Source organism: Terriglobus sp. TAA 43 (assembly GCF_000800015.1).
GTDB lineage: Bacteria > Acidobacteriota > Terriglobia > Terriglobales > Acidobacteriaceae > Terriglobus.
Window position 1 is genome coordinate 1,539,619 of record NZ_JUGR01000001.1, and the last position, 16,079, is coordinate 1,555,697.

The following is a 16,079-nucleotide window of genomic DNA, read 5'->3' on the forward strand; positions in this document are numbered from 1 at the left end:
CACATCTACGACCGCAGCAGTCCGATATGAAAAAAGATTACACGAACAAGGACCGATTGAGTCCATTATTTTTCGGACTTTATTGGTCCTTGATCGATTACCGGCAACGGAATGTTCGCGGGGCGCCTCTACACTGCTAACTGGATCGGAGAGATTAAGAACAATGCGCCATATTTTGGAGTCGGAACAGTGGCTTCCCTTCTCTGTCCCGATGGTGTTCGCGTTCCTTGCGAATCCGCAGAATCTGCCGCCGCTGATGCCTGCGTGGCAGCAGGCGCGGATTGAGGAGTTGCGGCTGATTGCACCGCCTGCGCCTCCGGCCGGATCACCGAGTCGGTTGGGAACGGGCGTTGGGACGACCATGATCCTCAGTTTCAGGATGCTGCCGGGGCTTCCCATGCGGATGAACTGGCATGCCGCGATATCCGAATTTGAGTGGAACGATCACTTCGTCGATCGGCAGATCGCTGGGCCTTTTGCGTTCTGGCGGCACCGTCACAGTGTGAAGGAAGAGCTACGGGATGGGGTGCTGGGCACGCTGGTGAAAGACCGCGTGGAGTACAAACTGCCCCTGGGGCCGGTGGGCGATCTGCTGCATACGATCACCGTTAAGGCGCAGATGGAGCGGATCTTCGCCTACCGGAAGAAACGGATGGCGGAGCTGGTTCCGAAGTTTGTGGAAGCTCTGGTGAGACGCCGAGATAACGGTTAAGTCCGGAGCAAGCTGCCGGAGACCTTCTTCGAGGCGACGAAGATGGAGGGCGGGTGCGCAACTTCAACCCGATTGCGGCCTTTGTGCTTTGCCAGGTACAGGGCCTCATCCACGCGCGCCAGTAACAGCTCATAATCCAGATCGTCAGAGAACAGTCCGACACCGCAGCTTGCGGTCACCCGGATCTGATCTCCGGTCGGAAGCATGATCTCCATCTCCTGAATACGCTGTCGGATGCGTTGCGCTACCTCTTCTGCGTGTTCGAGCGTGCAATCTACAAGCACCAGGACAAATTCTTCGCCACCGTAGCGAAAAGCAAAGTCTGAAGGTCTGGCCGTGCTGATAATGACCTCAGCAGCGTGACGCAAAACTATGTCGCCAGATTGGTGACCATACTGATCGTTGATGTTCTTGAAGTGATCGAGGTCCAGCATGAGAACGCAGAATCCACTATCCGATCTACGCTTCTGAAGGGCAATTTCACGTGCAAGAAGAGATGGAAGAAAACGACGATTAAGAAGCTGGGTGAGCGGATCGCGACCGTTTTCTGCCTCAAGCCGCGCTTCAAACATGGCGCTGAGAGAGAACTTGATACAGGAGATTTCTTCCTGAATGCGACGCAGCCACTCGCTGATAACAGCACGCTCCGCATGTGCAGACTGTGCCAGCCCGGGGATCAGATCGGAATCTACACGGTTGATGGCTGCAACAATTTGCCCCATTTCCGTAACACCCCCAAAAATCAGGTCCGCCTTGTGATTTACCCACAGTCCGAAGTCAGACTTCCAAAGTCTCGGAAGTCGCCCTGAGGAATCGCCCTGATGAAAGGCGGTAAGCACGATGTTGCCCCACTCCATCAACGACGCACGCTGGCGTTCGCGTTCCGTTGCCAGGTTTTGTCCAAGTGCCTGCAAACGATACGCCTCTTCCGTACGCGCATGAGTGGCGGCACTGGACTGGTAACTAACCTCGCGAATCTCCACGGAAAAATCTACAAGGCTGATGACGGCATGCATGGACTCCACTAAGAGCGCAGCGGATAGAGATTCGAGTGCAAGATAGCGAAGGAACCAGAGTTTCAGCTTCCGCATGGCACGAGATACCGCATAGGCCGGAAGGCCCATGCGCTCCATCATGTAACCCACCTCAATCTGCTTTGCGCAAAACACTTCTACAGACAGATCCGGCAGAGAAAGCAGATCGGTAATCCAGCGAAGGAATATACCTGTAAATTCTGTGCGGGTTTCATCCCTGGTAACTACCGCAGCAATACCTTCGTCGCCGGTCAGATACGCCATGTAACGCTGGCGTAGATCCTCGTAATTCGTATTCAGTATCCGTTGCAAAAGAGGCAGTACGTCTGCAGGCAGCTCATCTACGTAACTGGTCCATTCCTGGGCGATTCTTTTGGCTGTATCAAAGTCATGCTGCTGTGGTTCCTTCATCGTGCTCAAAACACCACCTAAAAAAGTCATGGAAGCAAAACGTTATACCTCTGAAACACAACATCGCGCTGAAAGTTTTCAGCGCGATGCGTTTAAGCCTTTTGCTGGATGAAAAACGTTTAGTGGGTTGTGAGACGACTCTGCAGAAGTGAGTGGAGGAACGGCTGTGCCTGTTGCATGGCTCCGCTCACGCTGATTCCATATTTCTCGCGTAGAGCATCTACCTTGCCGTGCTCGATGAACTGATCGGGCCATCCGATGCGAACCACAGGTGTGTTGATCTCTGCGGCATTCAACGCTTCGAGCACTGCGGAACCATAGCCGCCGGCCAACACATGGTCTTCGAACGTGACGACGAGACCGCAGGTGCGGCCGTAACGCTCGACGCATTCGCGGTCGATGGGCTTCACGAAGCGCGGATTGATGACGGCTACGCTGAGGCCGAGGCCACGTAGTTGTGCGGCCATCTCTTTTGCCATGGGAAGAAGTGCGCCCAGGCCAAAGATGGCAACGTCAGAACCTTCTTCGATAACTTCCGCTTTGCCGATTTCAAGTGCCGCTGGCTGTGCTTTCACAGCGGTTCCAGGGCCTGTGCCACGTGGATAGCGGATGGCGGATGGGCCGTTGTGCAGGAGCGCAGTCTGCATCATGTCTGCGAGTTCGTCTTCGTCCTTGGGCACCATGTGCACGAGGTTCGGGATGCAGCGCAGGTAGCTGATGTCGAAAAGGCCGTGGTGCGTTGGGCCGTCGTCGCCACTAAGGCCACCTCGATCCATACAGAAGACCACAGGGAGTTCCTGTAACGCGACGTCGTGCACGATCGGATCGAAGGCGCGCTGAAGGAACGTGGAGTAGATGGCACAGAAGGGCTTGTAGCCCTTGGTGGCCATGCCTGCGGCGAAGATTACCGCGTGCTCTTCTGCGATACCCACGTCGAAGTAGCGGCCGGGGTGAAAGGGGCGGAAGAGATCAAGCGCTGTGCCGTTGGGCATAGCTGCGGTGATGGCAACGACCTTCGGGTCGCTGTTGGCCAGTTTGACCATTGTTTCCGCAAAGATTTCGGAGTAGGTCTTCTGGCCGGTGGCGCTTGTTTCGCCGGTCTCAGGATCGTAGGGCCCGAGGCCGTGGAACTTCTTCTGCTTGTCCATGGCGGGCTGGAAGCCGCGGCCCTTCTGCGTGAGTGCGTGCAGCACCACGGGCTTGTTCTGCGCCTTGAGAAACTGGAAGGTGGCAACGAGGAGCGGAAGATCGTGGCCGTCGATGGGGCCGTAGTAATCCAGACCAAACTCTTCAAAGAGCATGGACGGACCGAGCAGGCCTTTGACGCTCTCCTCTGCCTTGCGCTGCAGATGCTTCGCGGTCTTGCCACCGAAGCGTTCGATCAGCTCCGATGCACGGTCGTGCAGATACGTGAAGCGCGGGTGCGTGACGATCTTGTGGAAGTAGCCGGCGATGGCGCCGACATTCTTGTCGATGGACCACTCGTTATCGTTCAGCACGATGATGAGGCGCTTGGTCTGCGCGGCCACGTTGTTTAGCGCTTCGTAGCTGATGCCGCAGGTGAATGCTGCATCGCCCGCGAGCGCTACGATGTGTTCGCTGCCACCGTTGAGATCACGTGCGACGGCCATGCCCAGGGCGGCGCTGAGTGCGGTTCCCGCGTGGCCTGCGCCGAAGCTGTCGTGCTCACTCTCGGTGCGGAGCATGAAGCCGTTTAGTCCGCCCGGTTGGCGGATGGTGTCAAAGCGATCTTCGCGGCCGGTGAGCAGTTTGTGGACGTATGCCTGGTGGCTGACGTCGAAGACGAACGAATCCTTCGGCGTGTCAAAAACATAGTGCATGGCGACGGTGAGTTCCACCACGCCGAGGTTGGGCCCAATGTGGCCGCCGGTGCGCGCTACGCTTTGGATAAGGCGTTCACGAATCTCCTGCGCCAGTTCCGTCAGTTGCGGAATGGTCAGTTTCTTTACGTCGGCCGGAGATTTGATCGTCGAGAGGTGGTCGCTCATGTTTCCTTGCGGATAGGACGCTGCCACACGCGACGGGGTATCCGCCGTAGACAGCGAATATTTCCGCCTTACTGATTGTAATTATTCCTGCATCCCAGCGATAACGGCAGGGGTGGCAGGCTCCTCAAACAGGACTCCCTCCCAGCGCGCGACCACGGCAGACGCCAGGCAGTTGCCGACCACGTTGATGGCGGTACGGCCCATGTCCATGAGCGCGTCGATACCCAGCAGGACGAGAATGGGCTCGCTGGGGAGACGCAGAGTGCCTGCGGTGGCCAGCAGGACCACGAGTACGGCACGCGGCACACCGGCCACGCCCTTGGACGCGAGCATGAGCGTGCCCATCATGAAGATCTGCGTGCCGAAGCCGAGTGGGACGTTTGCCACCTGCGCCACGAAGACCATCGCCATGGCGAGGTACAGCGTAGAGCCGTCGAGGTTAAAGGAGTAGCCCGCGGGAATGACGAATGACAGGATGCGGCGCGGGACGCCGAATGCCTCCATCTCTTCCATGGCGCGTGGGAGGGCGGCTTCGCTGGTTGCGGTGGCGAATGCGATGGCGGCGGGGCCGGAGAGATGCCTCAACAAGCGCCTCAACGGCAGTTTCGCTAGCAGCGCTACCGGCAACAGGACGCAGAAGATGAACACCAGCAGGGCTGCGTAAAAGACCAGCAGCAGTTTGCCGAGATGAACCAGTACTCCCGGCCCCATCTTTGCGATGGTGTACGCCATAGCCGACATGACACCCAGCGGAGCCGTGTACATGACGATGTTAGTGAAACGAAACATGGTTTCACTGAGACCTTCGGTCAGACGAAGGACTGGCTCTGCTTTATCGCGGGGTGTCATGGCCAGCGCCATGCCGAAGATGGCTGCAAAGACCGCCACCTGCAACACCTGTCCCTCTGCGATGGACTTGGCGAGGTTCTCCGGGAAGACGTGTTCCAGAAACTCCTGCCAGTGCATCGGTGCGGCGGAAGGCACCGATCCCGCAAGTTCCGCAGGCAACGCGAGACCTACGCCCGCCTTCGAAATGTTTGCCGCAGCAAGGCCGACTACAAGCGCGATGGTGGTGAGCACTTCAAAGTACAACAGGCTCTTCCATCCCATGCGGCCAACGCTCTTCAGGTCGCCGTGGCCAGCAATGCCGCTGATGAGTGTGGCAAGAATCAGCGGCGCCACGATGGTCTTTACGAGTCGCAGGAAGATGTTGGAGAGGAAGTGTGATCCGATGGCAATGGAAGGTGCATCTAGCCCCAGTTCGACACCGGCGACCATGCCCACGACGATCCAGGGTGTGAGGCGCGGGCGGATAAACGTTGCCCATGCTGCCAGTAACAGAACACCGCCGACACGCAGCACCAGACCGACGGTATGCGCCGTGCCGCTCGAAGAAACAAGTGCAAAGCCCACCGTAAGAGCCAATGCGGAAAGCACCCACAATGCAATTTCTATGCGGATGGAACGCATGGAGGTATTCAGACTGTTATCGGAGGGCATCCCCCACACTCTACCTGTTTCCGGCCGCTGCGGGTAAAGTGAAACATTGAGGATTTCCATGCTGAAGACGATTTCCGGATTCGCACTGCTTCTTCTCTTGCCTTTAACGGCAGCGGCACAGCTTGATCCTCTGTCGAAGAAGGCGCCGACGAACAATCCTGTGACACAGCCCACACTGTCGCCCGGGACCGTTGAATTGCTCGTACTGGATTCAAAGTTCAGCGATGAGACTGCGAAGGGAGGCGGCAAGGTGTTCTCAAGCTGGTTTGCCGACGATGCCCTGACGCTGAATAACGGCAAGCAACCGACCTACGGCAAAGCGAACATTGCCGCGTCAGCTAACTGGAATCCCAGCGAATACGAATTGAAATGGCAGCCGCTGGGCGCGCAGATGGGCCCGAGCGGCGACATGGGATTTACATGGGGCCACTACGATGGTCACGGCAAGGATAAGAATGGCGCGGAGGTTGTACTCTCTGGCCGATACATCACCGTCTGGAAGAAGATCAACGGCCAATGGAAGGTGGCGCTCGATGCCAGCGCGAACGAACCCGCAGATGCGGGAGAATGCTGCAGACTGCCCAAACCATAAGACCGACTGATGACGATAACCGGACTTCAACGCGATCCCAGGTCACGCTCCACGGTTCTGCCGGAGGAACGGCGGCTGCAGTCACTGGAACGGCTGGAAATTAACAGCCTGCCCGAACCTGCGCTGGACGAGATGACACAGCTGTTGGCGCAGATATGCGATACGAGCGCCGCTGCCATTTCATTCGTAGAGCGCGATCGTGTGTGGTTCAAGTCGCGCGTGGGGCTGCCTTCGCGCACCATGCCTCGGCTGGACGCTCCGTGCGATGAGACGGTGCTGGGCGATGACATTTTTCAGATTCCCGATGCCGCAAATGACGGGCACTATCCAGACGGCTACATCCCGGTCGGCAATATTGCGTATCGCTTCTACGCGGGCGCACCGTTGCGCACGGCCGATGGGCAGGTGGTTGGGACGCTTTGCGTGTTTGACGAAGAACCGCGGCTGTTAAACGAGATGGAAGCAGCCACACTGCGTGTGATGGCGCGGCAGGTGATGACACGGCTGGAGCTGAACCTGACCACACGCATGGCTGACCGTGATGCTCGTTCGCGACAGCGTGTGGAGTCGGCGCTGACAGTCGAGCGCAACTTCGTATCTGCTGTGTTGGATACAGTGGGCGCGCTTGTGGTGGTGTTGGATACTGCCGGACGCATCGTGCGCTTCAATCGCATCTGCGAAACGATTTCCGGGCTTTCACTGAGCGATGTCGTTGGACGTGCGGAGTGGGACACGCTAGTGCCACCGGAAGACCGCGAGGCGAACATTGCAACGTATCAGCAATTGCGCGATGGACACTTCCCCTTTGCTTATGAGAATCGCTGGCTCACGCGCGATGGCTCCATTCGTCGTATTCAATGGACTGCGACCGCACTGCCTGATGTTCAGGGCGAAGTAGCCTTTCTGATTGCGACGGGTATAGATGTCACACTGCAACGCGAGGCCGAACTGACGCTGCGTGAGAGCGAGGCTCGCTACCGCACCTTGATTGAAGGTTCACTCGGCGCTGTGTTCACGCATGCGATGGATGGAACGCTGATCTCCATCAACACCTATGGTGCAGAGCACCTGGGCTATGTGATGGAGGAGATGACGAACCGTTCTCTGACAGACTTCATGCCGATACGACACCAGAAGACATTTGAAGATTATCTTCATACGCTGGGTGAAACGGGTGAGGCGCAAGGAACCTTCGAGTTCAGCCATCGTGATGGTGAAGTACGCGTGCTGGCCTATCGCAACCGCCTGATTGAAGCCAGCACTCGCGAGCACTATGCGCTATGTTTCGCCGTTGACATCACCGAAAAAGTTCACGCCGAAGAACGTCTTTCTGCACTGACCCGGCAATCCAATTCGATTCTGGATTCCGTTGGCGATGGCATCTTCGGCACGGATCTGAATGGCATCACCACCGTGTGCAATCCTGCTGCGGCGCAGATGCTGGGATATCGTCCAGATGAGATTGAAAGCAAGATCCTGGGACAAAGTCTGCACGCGTTGACGCATCATACGCACGCGGATGGATCGCCGTATGCAGAGAGCGATTGCCCGATCCTCAACTCCACCCATGATTCGAAGACGGTACGTGTGAGCAGGGATGTTTTCTGGCGGAAAGATGGGACCAGCTTTCCAGTGGAGTATGTCGCCTGCCCCATGGTGGATAACGGTAGAGCAACGGGCATTGTGGTGGCGTTCACGGATACAACAGAACGACGCGCGCTGGATCGCATGAAGGACGAATTCGTCTCCACCGTGTCGCATGAACTTCGTACACCGTTGACGAGTATGCGTGCATCGCTTGGACTGATTGCTTCAGGCGCGTTGAAAACACGCCCCGAAAAAGCAGAGCAGATGCTGGGCATCGCCATTGGGAACACGGATCGATTAGTGAATTTGGTGAACGATATTCTGGAACTGGAACGCATCGGTTCCGGTAAAGCAGAACTGCATTCGGGCGACGTCAATGTGTACCTATTGATGCATCGTGCGACCGATCTGCTCAGCGGTATGGCCGCCAAACATAACATCCGCTTCACCTATGGCGAGCCGGGCGTGCACGTGTGGGCGGATAGTGATCGCATTCTGCAATTGCTTACAAATCTGCTCTCCAACGCCATTAAGTTCTCGCCTAGCGGTGGCGAGATCCACATGGAAGCGCACTACAGCGCCCCGGGAGAGGCCACGATTGAAGTGCGAGACCACGGTCGCGGCATTCCCAGCGACAAACTGGAACTGATCTTTGGGCGTTTTCAGCAGGTGGATGCTTCGGATGCGCGTGTGATGGGTGGCACGGGACTGGGACTGGCCATCTGCCGCAGCATCGTTTCACAGCACGGTGGACATATCTGGGCTGAGAGCAAACTGGGCAGCGGCGCCCGGTTCCTGTTCACACTTCCTACGGAACCGAGCAGCCATCTGCACAAGTAGATTCGTTAGCTTAGCGAACGATTACTCCTCGTCCTTCTCTTTCAACTTGGCCACCACGCTGAAGTCTTCGAGTGTCGTGGTGTCGCCCTTCACATCGCCCGTCGCAGCCAGTTCGCGCAGCAGACGGCGCATGATCTTGCCTGAACGCGTCTTTGGTAGCGCCTGCGTGAAACGGATTTCATCAGGACGCGCAAGCGCACCGATCTCCTTGGCGACGAATTTCTTCAACTCATCTGCAAGCGCCTTGTCGACTTCGATTCCGTCTTCAACGGAAACGAAAGCAACGATGCCTTCACCTTTCAAATCATCGGGGCGCCCGACGACAGCCGCCTCGGTGACCTTGGTGTGCGCGACGAGAGCCGATTCAATTTCCATGGTGCCCAGGCGATGTCCGCTGACGTTCAACACGTCATCCACACGGCCCATCAGCCAGAAGTAGCCATCTTCATCGCGACGAGCGCCATCCCCTGTGAAGTAGCTGCCGGGAATTTCGCTCCAGTAAGCGGCCTGATAGCGCTCCGGATTGCCATAGATCGTGCGAGCCATCGCAGGCCAAGGTTTACGAATGACCAGCAGGCCGCCGTGCCCCGGCGGAACTGGCTCGCCTTCCTTCGTGACAATCTCCGGCAAGATTCCCAGGAACGGAAGCGTTGCAGAACCGGGCTTTGTGGCGACTGCACCAGGAATGGGCGCGATCATGATGGAGCCCGTTTCTGTCTGCCACCACGTATCCACAATCGGGCAACGCTCGTGGCCAATTTCGCGGTGATACCACATCCACGCTTCGGGGTTTATGGGCTCGCCCACTGTGCCAAGCAGACGCAGTGTGGCGAGTGAGTGCTTGCGCACATGTTCGGTGCCCCACTTCATGAAGGCACGGATGGCGGTGGGTGCTGTGTAGAAGATGGACACCTTGTGGCGATCGACGATATTCCAGAAACGATCGACCTCAGGCCAGTTTGGTGCGCCCTCGTAGAGGAGTGCCGTAGCGCCATTCAACAGTGGACCGTAGACGACGTAGCTGTGGCCAGTGATCCAACCCACGTCTGCAGTGCACCAGTACACATCCTGCTCCTGCAGATCGAAGATGTACTTGGACGTAAGCATGGTCCCAAGGCCGTATCCAGCGGTGGTGTGGACCAGTCCTTTGGGCTTACCGGTGGTGCCGCTGGTGTACAGGATGAAGAGCGGATCTTCTGAATCCATGGGCTCAGCAGGGCATTCGCTGCTGACCTTGGCAAGCTCTTCGTGTAGCCAGTGATCGCGACCTTCCTTCATGGAAACTTCGCGTCCGCTGCGACGATAGACCAGCACATGCTCGATGCCGGGCGTACGTTCTACAGCCTCGTCCGCAATGGACTTCAGAGGCACTTCCTGTCCGCGACGGAAGCCCGCATCCTGCGTGATGAGCACGCGGCATTCTGAGTCTGCCATGCGGTCCGCGAGTGCGTGAGCAGCGAATCCGCCAAAGACAACGTTGTGCACCGCGCCCAGTCGCGCGCAGGCGAGTACAGCCAAAACAATCTCTGGCGACACGCCCATGTAGATGGCGACACGATCGCCCTTCTTCACACCGAGGTTCTTCAGCACATTTGCAAAGCGCTGCACCTCAATGTGTAGTTCTGCATAGGTAAGCGAACGAACTTCACCCGGTTCGCCTTCCCAGATCAATGCCGTCTTGGAGGCGCGTGCACCCTGTGCATGACGATCCACTGCGTTGTAGCAAAGGTTCAGCGTGCCGCCAGTGAACCACTTCGCATGGGGAACATCCCATTCAAGCACGGTATGGAAGGGCTTAAACCAGTCGAGGAGCTGCGCCTGTTCAGCCCAGAAGCCATCACTGTCTTCAATGGAGCGACGATACAGCTCATCGTACTGCTCACGGGAACGGATGCTTGCCTGCGCCGCGAACTCGGCTGGTGGTGGAAAAATGCGGTCTTCGCGAAGGGACGACGTGAAGGAAGAGGGAACGCTGGTTGTCTCTGCAGCCATGCGCGACATTCTACGTTGCCGACAATACGACTGGCCATGCCAGCACCCGAATCGTCTCAAGTATTCGGTACTTGTTACGCTTTTTGCATGTACGGATTTGCTATCTCCACGTTGATCGGTGTTGCACTTGGATTCATGTTTGGCGTGGGATGCGCCCTGGCAGTGATGTATTCCATCTACATGGGCGGGTACCGCGAGGCTCTACGCGACATGGCCCTGGCGATCAAGCCCAAGCGCTGGCATGAAGAGCTGGCCAAAGTGAAGAAGATGGAAGGGAAAAAGTAATCAGGCCTGTTTTAACGCCTTCACTTCCGCCGTCAAGGCGTCCAGCCTCTTCAGGATTTCCTGATGCCGCGCACTGGGAAAACTTTCTTCGCGCGTCTCCACGTAAAACGTGCCGCCAGGCTCCAGCGTGCATTCCTTCACATCCGCAAATCCACGCACGCTCTGCTTGTGCAGAACTTCCACCAGTTCTTCATGGGTGAGAATTTCATCGCGCATGGCAGCTTCATCCACCTTGCCATTGCGAATAAGGGTCCTGCTGCTTCCCTGCAGAGCCCTATTGAGCTTCGGCATCGCGAAGAGAACACGGTTCAAGGACCAGTTGGCGGCAAGCAATGCCATTGCACCGATCAGGCCACCAAGCAACGAATTGTCCTCGCCAATGATGGCGTTCTGGACTGTGTTCGACAGCGACAGCAGAACCACCAGATCAAATGGGTTCAATTGAGCCAGTTCACGTTTGCCGAATACGCGAAGCAGGAGGATCAACGTGAAGTAGACGATGATGGGGCGAAGGATTTTCTCCAGGATGGGCAGGGGCACGTGCAACATGTCATGCAACATGCCGCCAGCCTACATCCTTAGGGAGCTTCTAAACAGCGCGAAGCTTCTGATGCCAATCCCACGCCGTGGCAAGAATCGCATCGAGCTGATCGAATTTCGGTGCCCATCCGAGTTCACGCTGAATCTTTGCGGAACTGGCGACCAGCACCGCGGGATCGCCCGGGCGGCGCGCTTCCACAATGACCGGGATCTCACGGCCCGTGACACGGCGTGCGCTATCAATCACCTCGCGTACGGTGAATCCCTGACCATTGCCGATGTTGTAGATGGCGCTCTCCTGCGTTGCGAGCGACTCCATCGCCAATAAATGAGCTTCCGCCAGGTCGGCTACGTGAACGTAATCGCGGACGCAGGTGCCGTCCTTCGTGGGATAGTCCTCGCCGTAGATGCGAATGTTGTCGCGCAAGCCGAGTGCGGTGTCCAGAATTAACGGGATCAGATGGCTTTCTGGCTCGTGCGCCTCGCCGTAACCGGGAATGGCTCCGGCCACGTTGAAGTAACGCAGCGCAGCGTAACGAAGGCCCATACGTTCCGAGAACCAGCGCATCATGTATTCGCTGAGGAGCTTGCTTTCGCCATAGGCGTTCGTTGGCTTCAGATCGTCGGTCTCTTCAATGGGAGCGCGCTTGGGCTCGCCATAGCAGGCAGCAGTGGAGGAGAACACGAGGCGCTGTGTGCCGGTCTGCTGCATGCATTCCAGCAGGGTGAGTGTGCCCGCCGTGTTGTTGCGGAAGTAGACATCCGGGCGCTTCATGCTTTCGCCCGCTTCGATGAGAGCGGCAAAATGCAGTACGCCATCAAACTGGCCGTCCCGGAGGGTTTGGCTCAGCAGATTCGCATCGGCGATATCACCCTCCACAAAAGTTGCAGATGAGGGGAGCGCTTCCCTCTTGCTGTGGCAAAGATTGTCATAAACCGTCACGCTATGGCCACGGTCCAACAGGAGGCGGCTGACTGTGCCACCGATATAGCCGGCACCGCCGGTAACCAAATAATTCATGGGTTTATCGTCACTCGTCGATGGGAATACAACGTTGCCTACGATTCTTGCATAGGCATGTGTACGTTTTTCGTGTTTCCACCGTCTCATCCCCTGTTGGAGTTATGGAGGCGATTCCTGAAGTTGATTTTGCGTGAAAGTGAAACGGATTTCGATCAGGTTGCGGTCCGGCTCGCTTATCATAGCTGTTAAGTTCCGGCGCAATCCTGCCTTACACTCGATCAATCCTCCCGGATGAATTACGTGGAAGCGCCATTCGTAGAACAACGCGACCGTAATAGCGGCGCACACAAGAACCCGGTTCCAAGGCAGACCAAAGACTCTGGTCATCGCCTATCGAAACTGAATTTTTGAGGATTGCACCACATATGGCAAACCAAGTGCCTGATCACGAGCGGAACCGCGTGCCCGGGAGCCAGAATGCGTCTCCGGCAAACGATACGATTCCTTCGCAGCGGGATTTAGCCTTTAAGACTTTTGGCGTGATGGAAGACACAGAGAAGCGCAAGAACCGCTTCTTGGCTGCGTTTTTCATCAACACCACTCTGGCTGCGCTCCTCATCTGGATCAGCGTTCTGACGGCGAGGCGCGTCGTCGAGCAGCATATCGAGAAGACCATCACATTCAACAATGTGAAGCCACCAGAACCTCCGAAGCCGGTGCCACCTCCAAAGCTCCCCAAGCCGCCGGTGGTGAAGGTCGAGCCGCCGAAGATCCTGCCGAATGTTCCAAAGATTGAGGTCCCGGAGCCACCGAAGATCCAGCCGCAGCCTGTTCTGAAGGCGCAGCCGATCATCACGCCCGCGCCGCCGAAAGCGGTAACGCCTCCTCCCGCGCCGAAGCCGGTAGCTATCAGCATTGCGCAGGCAGCATCCGTTCCAAATCACGATGCTCACCCGTCCGCTGTTCGCCTGGGAAGCATGACCAATCCGATCAACAACACCAGTGGCCCTGCAGTGTCTCCGGTAAACCTGGGACACAGTGGCGCACCGGGAATGCCCGCAGGCAATACCGGCTATGGCCCGCCATCGGCCATTGCCATTGCCGGTTCCGGCTCGCCGAACGGTCAGATGGGTGGCCACGACCGGGCTGCACAGCCGATCAAGGGCATCAATACTGGCGTTCCAGGAGGCACCGGCCCTCTGACCGCGAAGCCCGTGGGTGCCATTGCGATTGCAAAGGGACCTACCCCTCCGGCAATCCCGCAAGCGCAGGTCAATACCGGTCCAGCCAAGAGTGCGCCGAAGGTTATCTATAAACCGAAGCCGGAATATACGGAAGAAGCCCGAAGCCTACGCCTTGAAGGCACCGTTTACATCAAAATTCACGTCTCAGCATCCGGATCTGTTTCCGTGATGGGCGTGCAAAGCGGTCTTGGCCATGGCCTGGATCAAGCTGCGGTGAGAGCGGTACAGGGCATGCGTTTCCAACCCGCAATGGCCAATGGTCAACCGACCGATTGGGACGGCGTGGTCAACATTAACTTCCAGCTCGCCGGTTGAGGGGAGATGGATCTTCTGCACAGAGCCGGAGATTCTGACCCAATTCCGCTTAGATTTTTGTACGCTGAAACAGTTCCCTACCCGGGACTTTCATAGGAGCCATCCAAACCATGAGGAACCTTCGCAGGTCTTGCATCGCGGGTGTTGCCGCCACACTTCTTACCGCATCAACGGTGCCGGCGCTGGCATTTCCAATCCTAGGCAAGAAGAAAAAGGATGATCTACCCGCACGCAAGCTCACCCCGACCCAGTCCGCTCTTCTGGACAAAGCCATTGCGCGCGAGCAGGAAGTCATCAAAGTCATTCAGGAGCGCGCACCACTCGTTGAGACTTATATCCAGAACATGAAGCCCGATCCGGCGCTTCTACAGGTTCCTGTCTCCGATCAGCACTTCCTGGGCCGTGTGGAGTTCAAGAAGGTTCTCAACGGAGAGACCTACGAGACCGTTGACAATCACAAGGCAAAGGGCAAGATGGGATTCTTCAAGAATTCCGTTTCCTTCATCACGGGCATCAACAAATCGTTCCACCTGCAGTTCAATGAAGTGGGCTTTGTCCAGATGATCCTGGTGGATGCCCACGGGTTCGACAAGACGAATTACAACTTCGGCTTTGTTCGCAATGACTTTCTCGGTTCGGTTCCAACGATGGTGTTCGACGTGGAACCCGCTAAGGGCAGCAGCCGCGGACGCTTCTTTGGCCGCATCTGGGTGGAACGCCGGAACGGAAACATCGTTCGCTTCAACGGCTCCTTTGCTGGCAGCGAGAAGGACTTCCGCGAGTTCTATCACTTCGATTCCTGGCGCACGAACGTACAGGAGAACCTGTGGCTGCCGACGTCGTTCTACGTAGAAGAGAGCGATCCCAAGAGCACCGAAAATACGGTGAAGTTCAAGGCTGTGAATCACGTGTGGGGGTACGCTCTGAAGGTTCCCACCAGCGATGCCGAGAACGTCGATGTGGAGGTTCAGGGCGCAACCGACGTCTCGAACGATGCACAGGATACATCGCCTCTTGGCGCGCAGCGCGCTTGGGTACAGCAGGCAGAGGATAACGTTGTAAACCGGCTCTTCCAGGCGGGCTTGCTGGATGCTCCCTCAGACTTCGACAAGATTCTGGAGCAGGTTGCCGGAAACATCTTGGCCTACAACAACATTCAGGTGGCGCGCCCCATTCGTGTGCGTACGTTGCTGACGGAACCACTGGAATCGTTGGCCATCGGCAACACGATCGTGCTTTCGAAGGGTCTGATTGATACCACGGCGATTCCTGGCAATAACAACGAACAGGTGAACAACCTGTACGCGATTATCGCCTTCCAGGTGGCGCACATCATCCAGGGACATCGCCTGGATACGAAGTACGCGTTCAACGATCGCCTCCTCTTCCCCGATACTTCGACCTTCGAGAAGATCCCGATGCATCACACGGATAAGGACAACGAAGAGGCAGCGAAGAAGGCTCTGGAATTGCTCCAGCCGAAGGAACTGAACGACGCTGGAAGTCAGTTCGGTCTCTATCTGGCAGAATTGCAGACTCGCTCGAAGGCCCTTACGGCGCTGAACGAGCCGATGGTTGGCGATTCGTTGGTAAAGGACGTGAAGACGAATACCTTCTGGCTTCAGCCGCTGATTGGCAAAGGTCCGAAGCTGGATCCAAACGACCTGAAGCAGAATGCGGCTATGCCACTGTCATCGTTCCTGCGCTTCGACCCTTGGACCGATCAAGTGGTACAGATGCACGCGTCCTATGAACCTCTGCTGTCGTCGCGCGACAAGATGCCGTTTGAAGTTACTCCGGTGTACCTGAAGCTTAGCTACTACAAGCCTGCAGCGGACGGAGCAGCTGCAGCAGCCGCGGGCGCCAATGCAACGACCGATGCCAACGGCAATGCCATCAGCGCACCACCGGCAGGAACAGGGACCACGGCAGTTCCCGCACAGGCTCAACCTTCTGCAGGAGCACCTCCTGCGGACACAACACTTACGCCGGCTCCAGCTGCTGGCACAACTGGAACGGCGAACCCGCCGGCACCACGACAGTAATGGGTTAAG

General features: G+C 57.1%; 12 protein-coding genes. 6 read left to right on the forward strand and 6 right to left on the reverse strand.

Going from position 1 to position 16,079, the window contains the following annotated elements:
• The first annotated feature begins 163 nt into the window (after positions 1 to 163).
• Positions 164 to 712 carry an SRPBCC family protein gene (locus M504_RS06415; protein WP_047489229.1) on the forward strand — a complete coding sequence of 183 codons (549 nt, stop codon included), beginning with the start codon at positions 164 to 166 and terminating at the stop codon, positions 710 to 712.
• Here the strand turns inward: M504_RS06415 and M504_RS06420 are convergent.
• The 3 genes from M504_RS06420 to M504_RS06430 form a co-directional block, all read right to left on the reverse strand.
• Positions 709 to 2,157, reverse strand: a complete 1,449-nt coding sequence (locus tag M504_RS06420; RefSeq protein ID WP_052200475.1) for a GGDEF domain-containing protein — start codon at positions 2,155 to 2,157, stop codon at positions 709 to 711. The two genes, M504_RS06415 and M504_RS06420, sit on opposite strands and share 4 nt — an antisense overlap.
• A 119-nt stretch (positions 2,158 to 2,276) precedes the next feature.
• A complete protein-coding gene (gene dxs, locus M504_RS06425; RefSeq protein WP_047493787.1) occupies positions 2,277 to 4,166 on the reverse strand; it encodes a 1-deoxy-D-xylulose-5-phosphate synthase in 1,890 nt (629 codons plus the stop codon).
• 81 nt (positions 4,167 to 4,247) lie between these two features.
• Positions 4,248 to 5,666, reverse strand: a complete 1,419-nt coding sequence (locus M504_RS06430) for a dicarboxylate/amino acid:cation symporter (RefSeq protein ID WP_232296182.1) — start codon at positions 5,664 to 5,666, stop codon at positions 4,248 to 4,250.
• A gap of 58 nt (positions 5,667 to 5,724) precedes the next feature.
• Here M504_RS06430 and M504_RS06435 point away from each other — a divergent pair, with 58 nt between their 5' ends.
• Positions 5,725 to 6,258, forward strand: a complete 534-nt coding sequence (locus M504_RS06435) for a DUF4440 domain-containing protein (protein ID WP_047489232.1) — start codon at positions 5,725 to 5,727, stop codon at positions 6,256 to 6,258.
• Positions 6,259 to 6,267: 9 nt separating this feature from the next.
• Positions 6,268 to 8,685, forward strand: a complete 2,418-nt coding sequence (locus M504_RS06440) for a PAS domain S-box protein (protein WP_084214166.1) — start codon at positions 6,268 to 6,270, stop codon at positions 8,683 to 8,685.
• 21 nt (positions 8,686 to 8,706) lie between these two features.
• Here the strand turns inward: M504_RS06440 and acs are convergent, their stop codons facing one another.
• Complete coding sequence (gene acs, locus M504_RS06445) at positions 8,707 to 10,677, reverse strand: acetate--CoA ligase (RefSeq protein WP_047489235.1); 1,971 nt, start codon at positions 10,675 to 10,677, stop codon at positions 8,707 to 8,709.
• A gap of 87 nt (positions 10,678 to 10,764) precedes the next feature.
• Between acs and M504_RS06450 the strand changes: the two genes are divergently transcribed.
• Entirely contained in the window at positions 10,765 to 10,962 is a 198-nt protein-coding gene (locus tag M504_RS06450; protein WP_047489238.1) for a hypothetical protein, read from the forward strand.
• Here the strand turns inward: M504_RS06450 and M504_RS06455 are convergent, their stop codons facing one another.
• Both M504_RS06455 and galE read right to left on the reverse strand, forming a co-directional pair.
• On the reverse strand, positions 10,963 to 11,511 hold the full coding sequence (locus M504_RS06455; RefSeq protein WP_232296183.1) for a DUF421 domain-containing protein: 549 nt from the start codon (positions 11,509 to 11,511) through the stop codon (positions 10,963 to 10,965).
• A gap of 40 nt (positions 11,512 to 11,551) precedes the next feature.
• The gene (galE, locus tag M504_RS06460; RefSeq protein WP_047489242.1) at positions 11,552 to 12,523 is read right to left on the reverse strand and encodes a UDP-glucose 4-epimerase GalE; all 972 of its coding nucleotides are present in this window, start codon (positions 12,521 to 12,523) and stop codon (positions 11,552 to 11,554) included.
• Positions 12,524 to 12,891: 368 nt separating this feature from the next.
• On the opposite strand from galE, the gene M504_RS22655 reads away from it, so the two are divergent.
• Together M504_RS22655 and M504_RS06470 are read left to right on the forward strand one after the other, a co-directional pair.
• Positions 12,892 to 14,025, forward strand: a complete 1,134-nt coding sequence (locus M504_RS22655) for a TonB family protein (RefSeq protein ID WP_047489245.1) — start codon at positions 12,892 to 12,894, stop codon at positions 14,023 to 14,025.
• A gap of 110 nt (positions 14,026 to 14,135) precedes the next feature.
• A complete protein-coding gene (locus M504_RS06470) occupies positions 14,136 to 16,070 on the forward strand; it encodes a hypothetical protein (protein ID WP_047489248.1) in 1,935 nt (644 codons plus the stop codon).
• The last annotated feature ends 9 nt before the right edge of the window (positions 16,071 to 16,079 follow it).

Coding starts and splice junctions, on each gene's coding strand:
- acs (WP_047489235.1), bottom strand. CDS start 10,677: ATGGCTGCAGAGACAACCAGCGTTCCCTCTTCCTTCACGTCGTCCCTT.
- M504_RS22655 (WP_047489245.1), top strand. CDS start 12,892: ATGGCAAACCAAGTGCCTGATCACGAGCGGAACCGCGTGCCCGGGAGC.
- M504_RS06450 (WP_047489238.1), top strand. CDS start 10,765: ATGTACGGATTTGCTATCTCCACGTTGATCGGTGTTGCACTTGGATTC.
- M504_RS06420 (WP_052200475.1), bottom strand. CDS start 2,157: ATGAAGGAACCACAGCAGCATGACTTTGATACAGCCAAAAGAATCGCC.
- dxs (WP_047493787.1), bottom strand. CDS start 4,166: ATGAGCGACCACCTCTCGACGATCAAATCTCCGGCCGACGTAAAGAAA.
- galE (WP_047489242.1), bottom strand. CDS start 12,523: ATGAATTATTTGGTTACCGGCGGTGCCGGCTATATCGGTGGCACAGTC.
- M504_RS06415 (WP_047489229.1), top strand. CDS start 164: ATGCGCCATATTTTGGAGTCGGAACAGTGGCTTCCCTTCTCTGTCCCG.
- M504_RS06455 (WP_232296183.1), bottom strand. CDS start 11,511: ATGTTGCACGTGCCCCTGCCCATCCTGGAGAAAATCCTTCGCCCCATC.
- M504_RS06470 (WP_047489248.1), top strand. CDS start 14,136: ATGAGGAACCTTCGCAGGTCTTGCATCGCGGGTGTTGCCGCCACACTT.
- M504_RS06435 (WP_047489232.1), top strand. CDS start 5,725: ATGCTGAAGACGATTTCCGGATTCGCACTGCTTCTTCTCTTGCCTTTA.
- M504_RS06440 (WP_084214166.1), top strand. CDS start 6,268: ATGACGATAACCGGACTTCAACGCGATCCCAGGTCACGCTCCACGGTT.
- M504_RS06430 (WP_232296182.1), bottom strand. CDS start 5,666: ATGCCCTCCGATAACAGTCTGAATACCTCCATGCGTTCCATCCGCATA.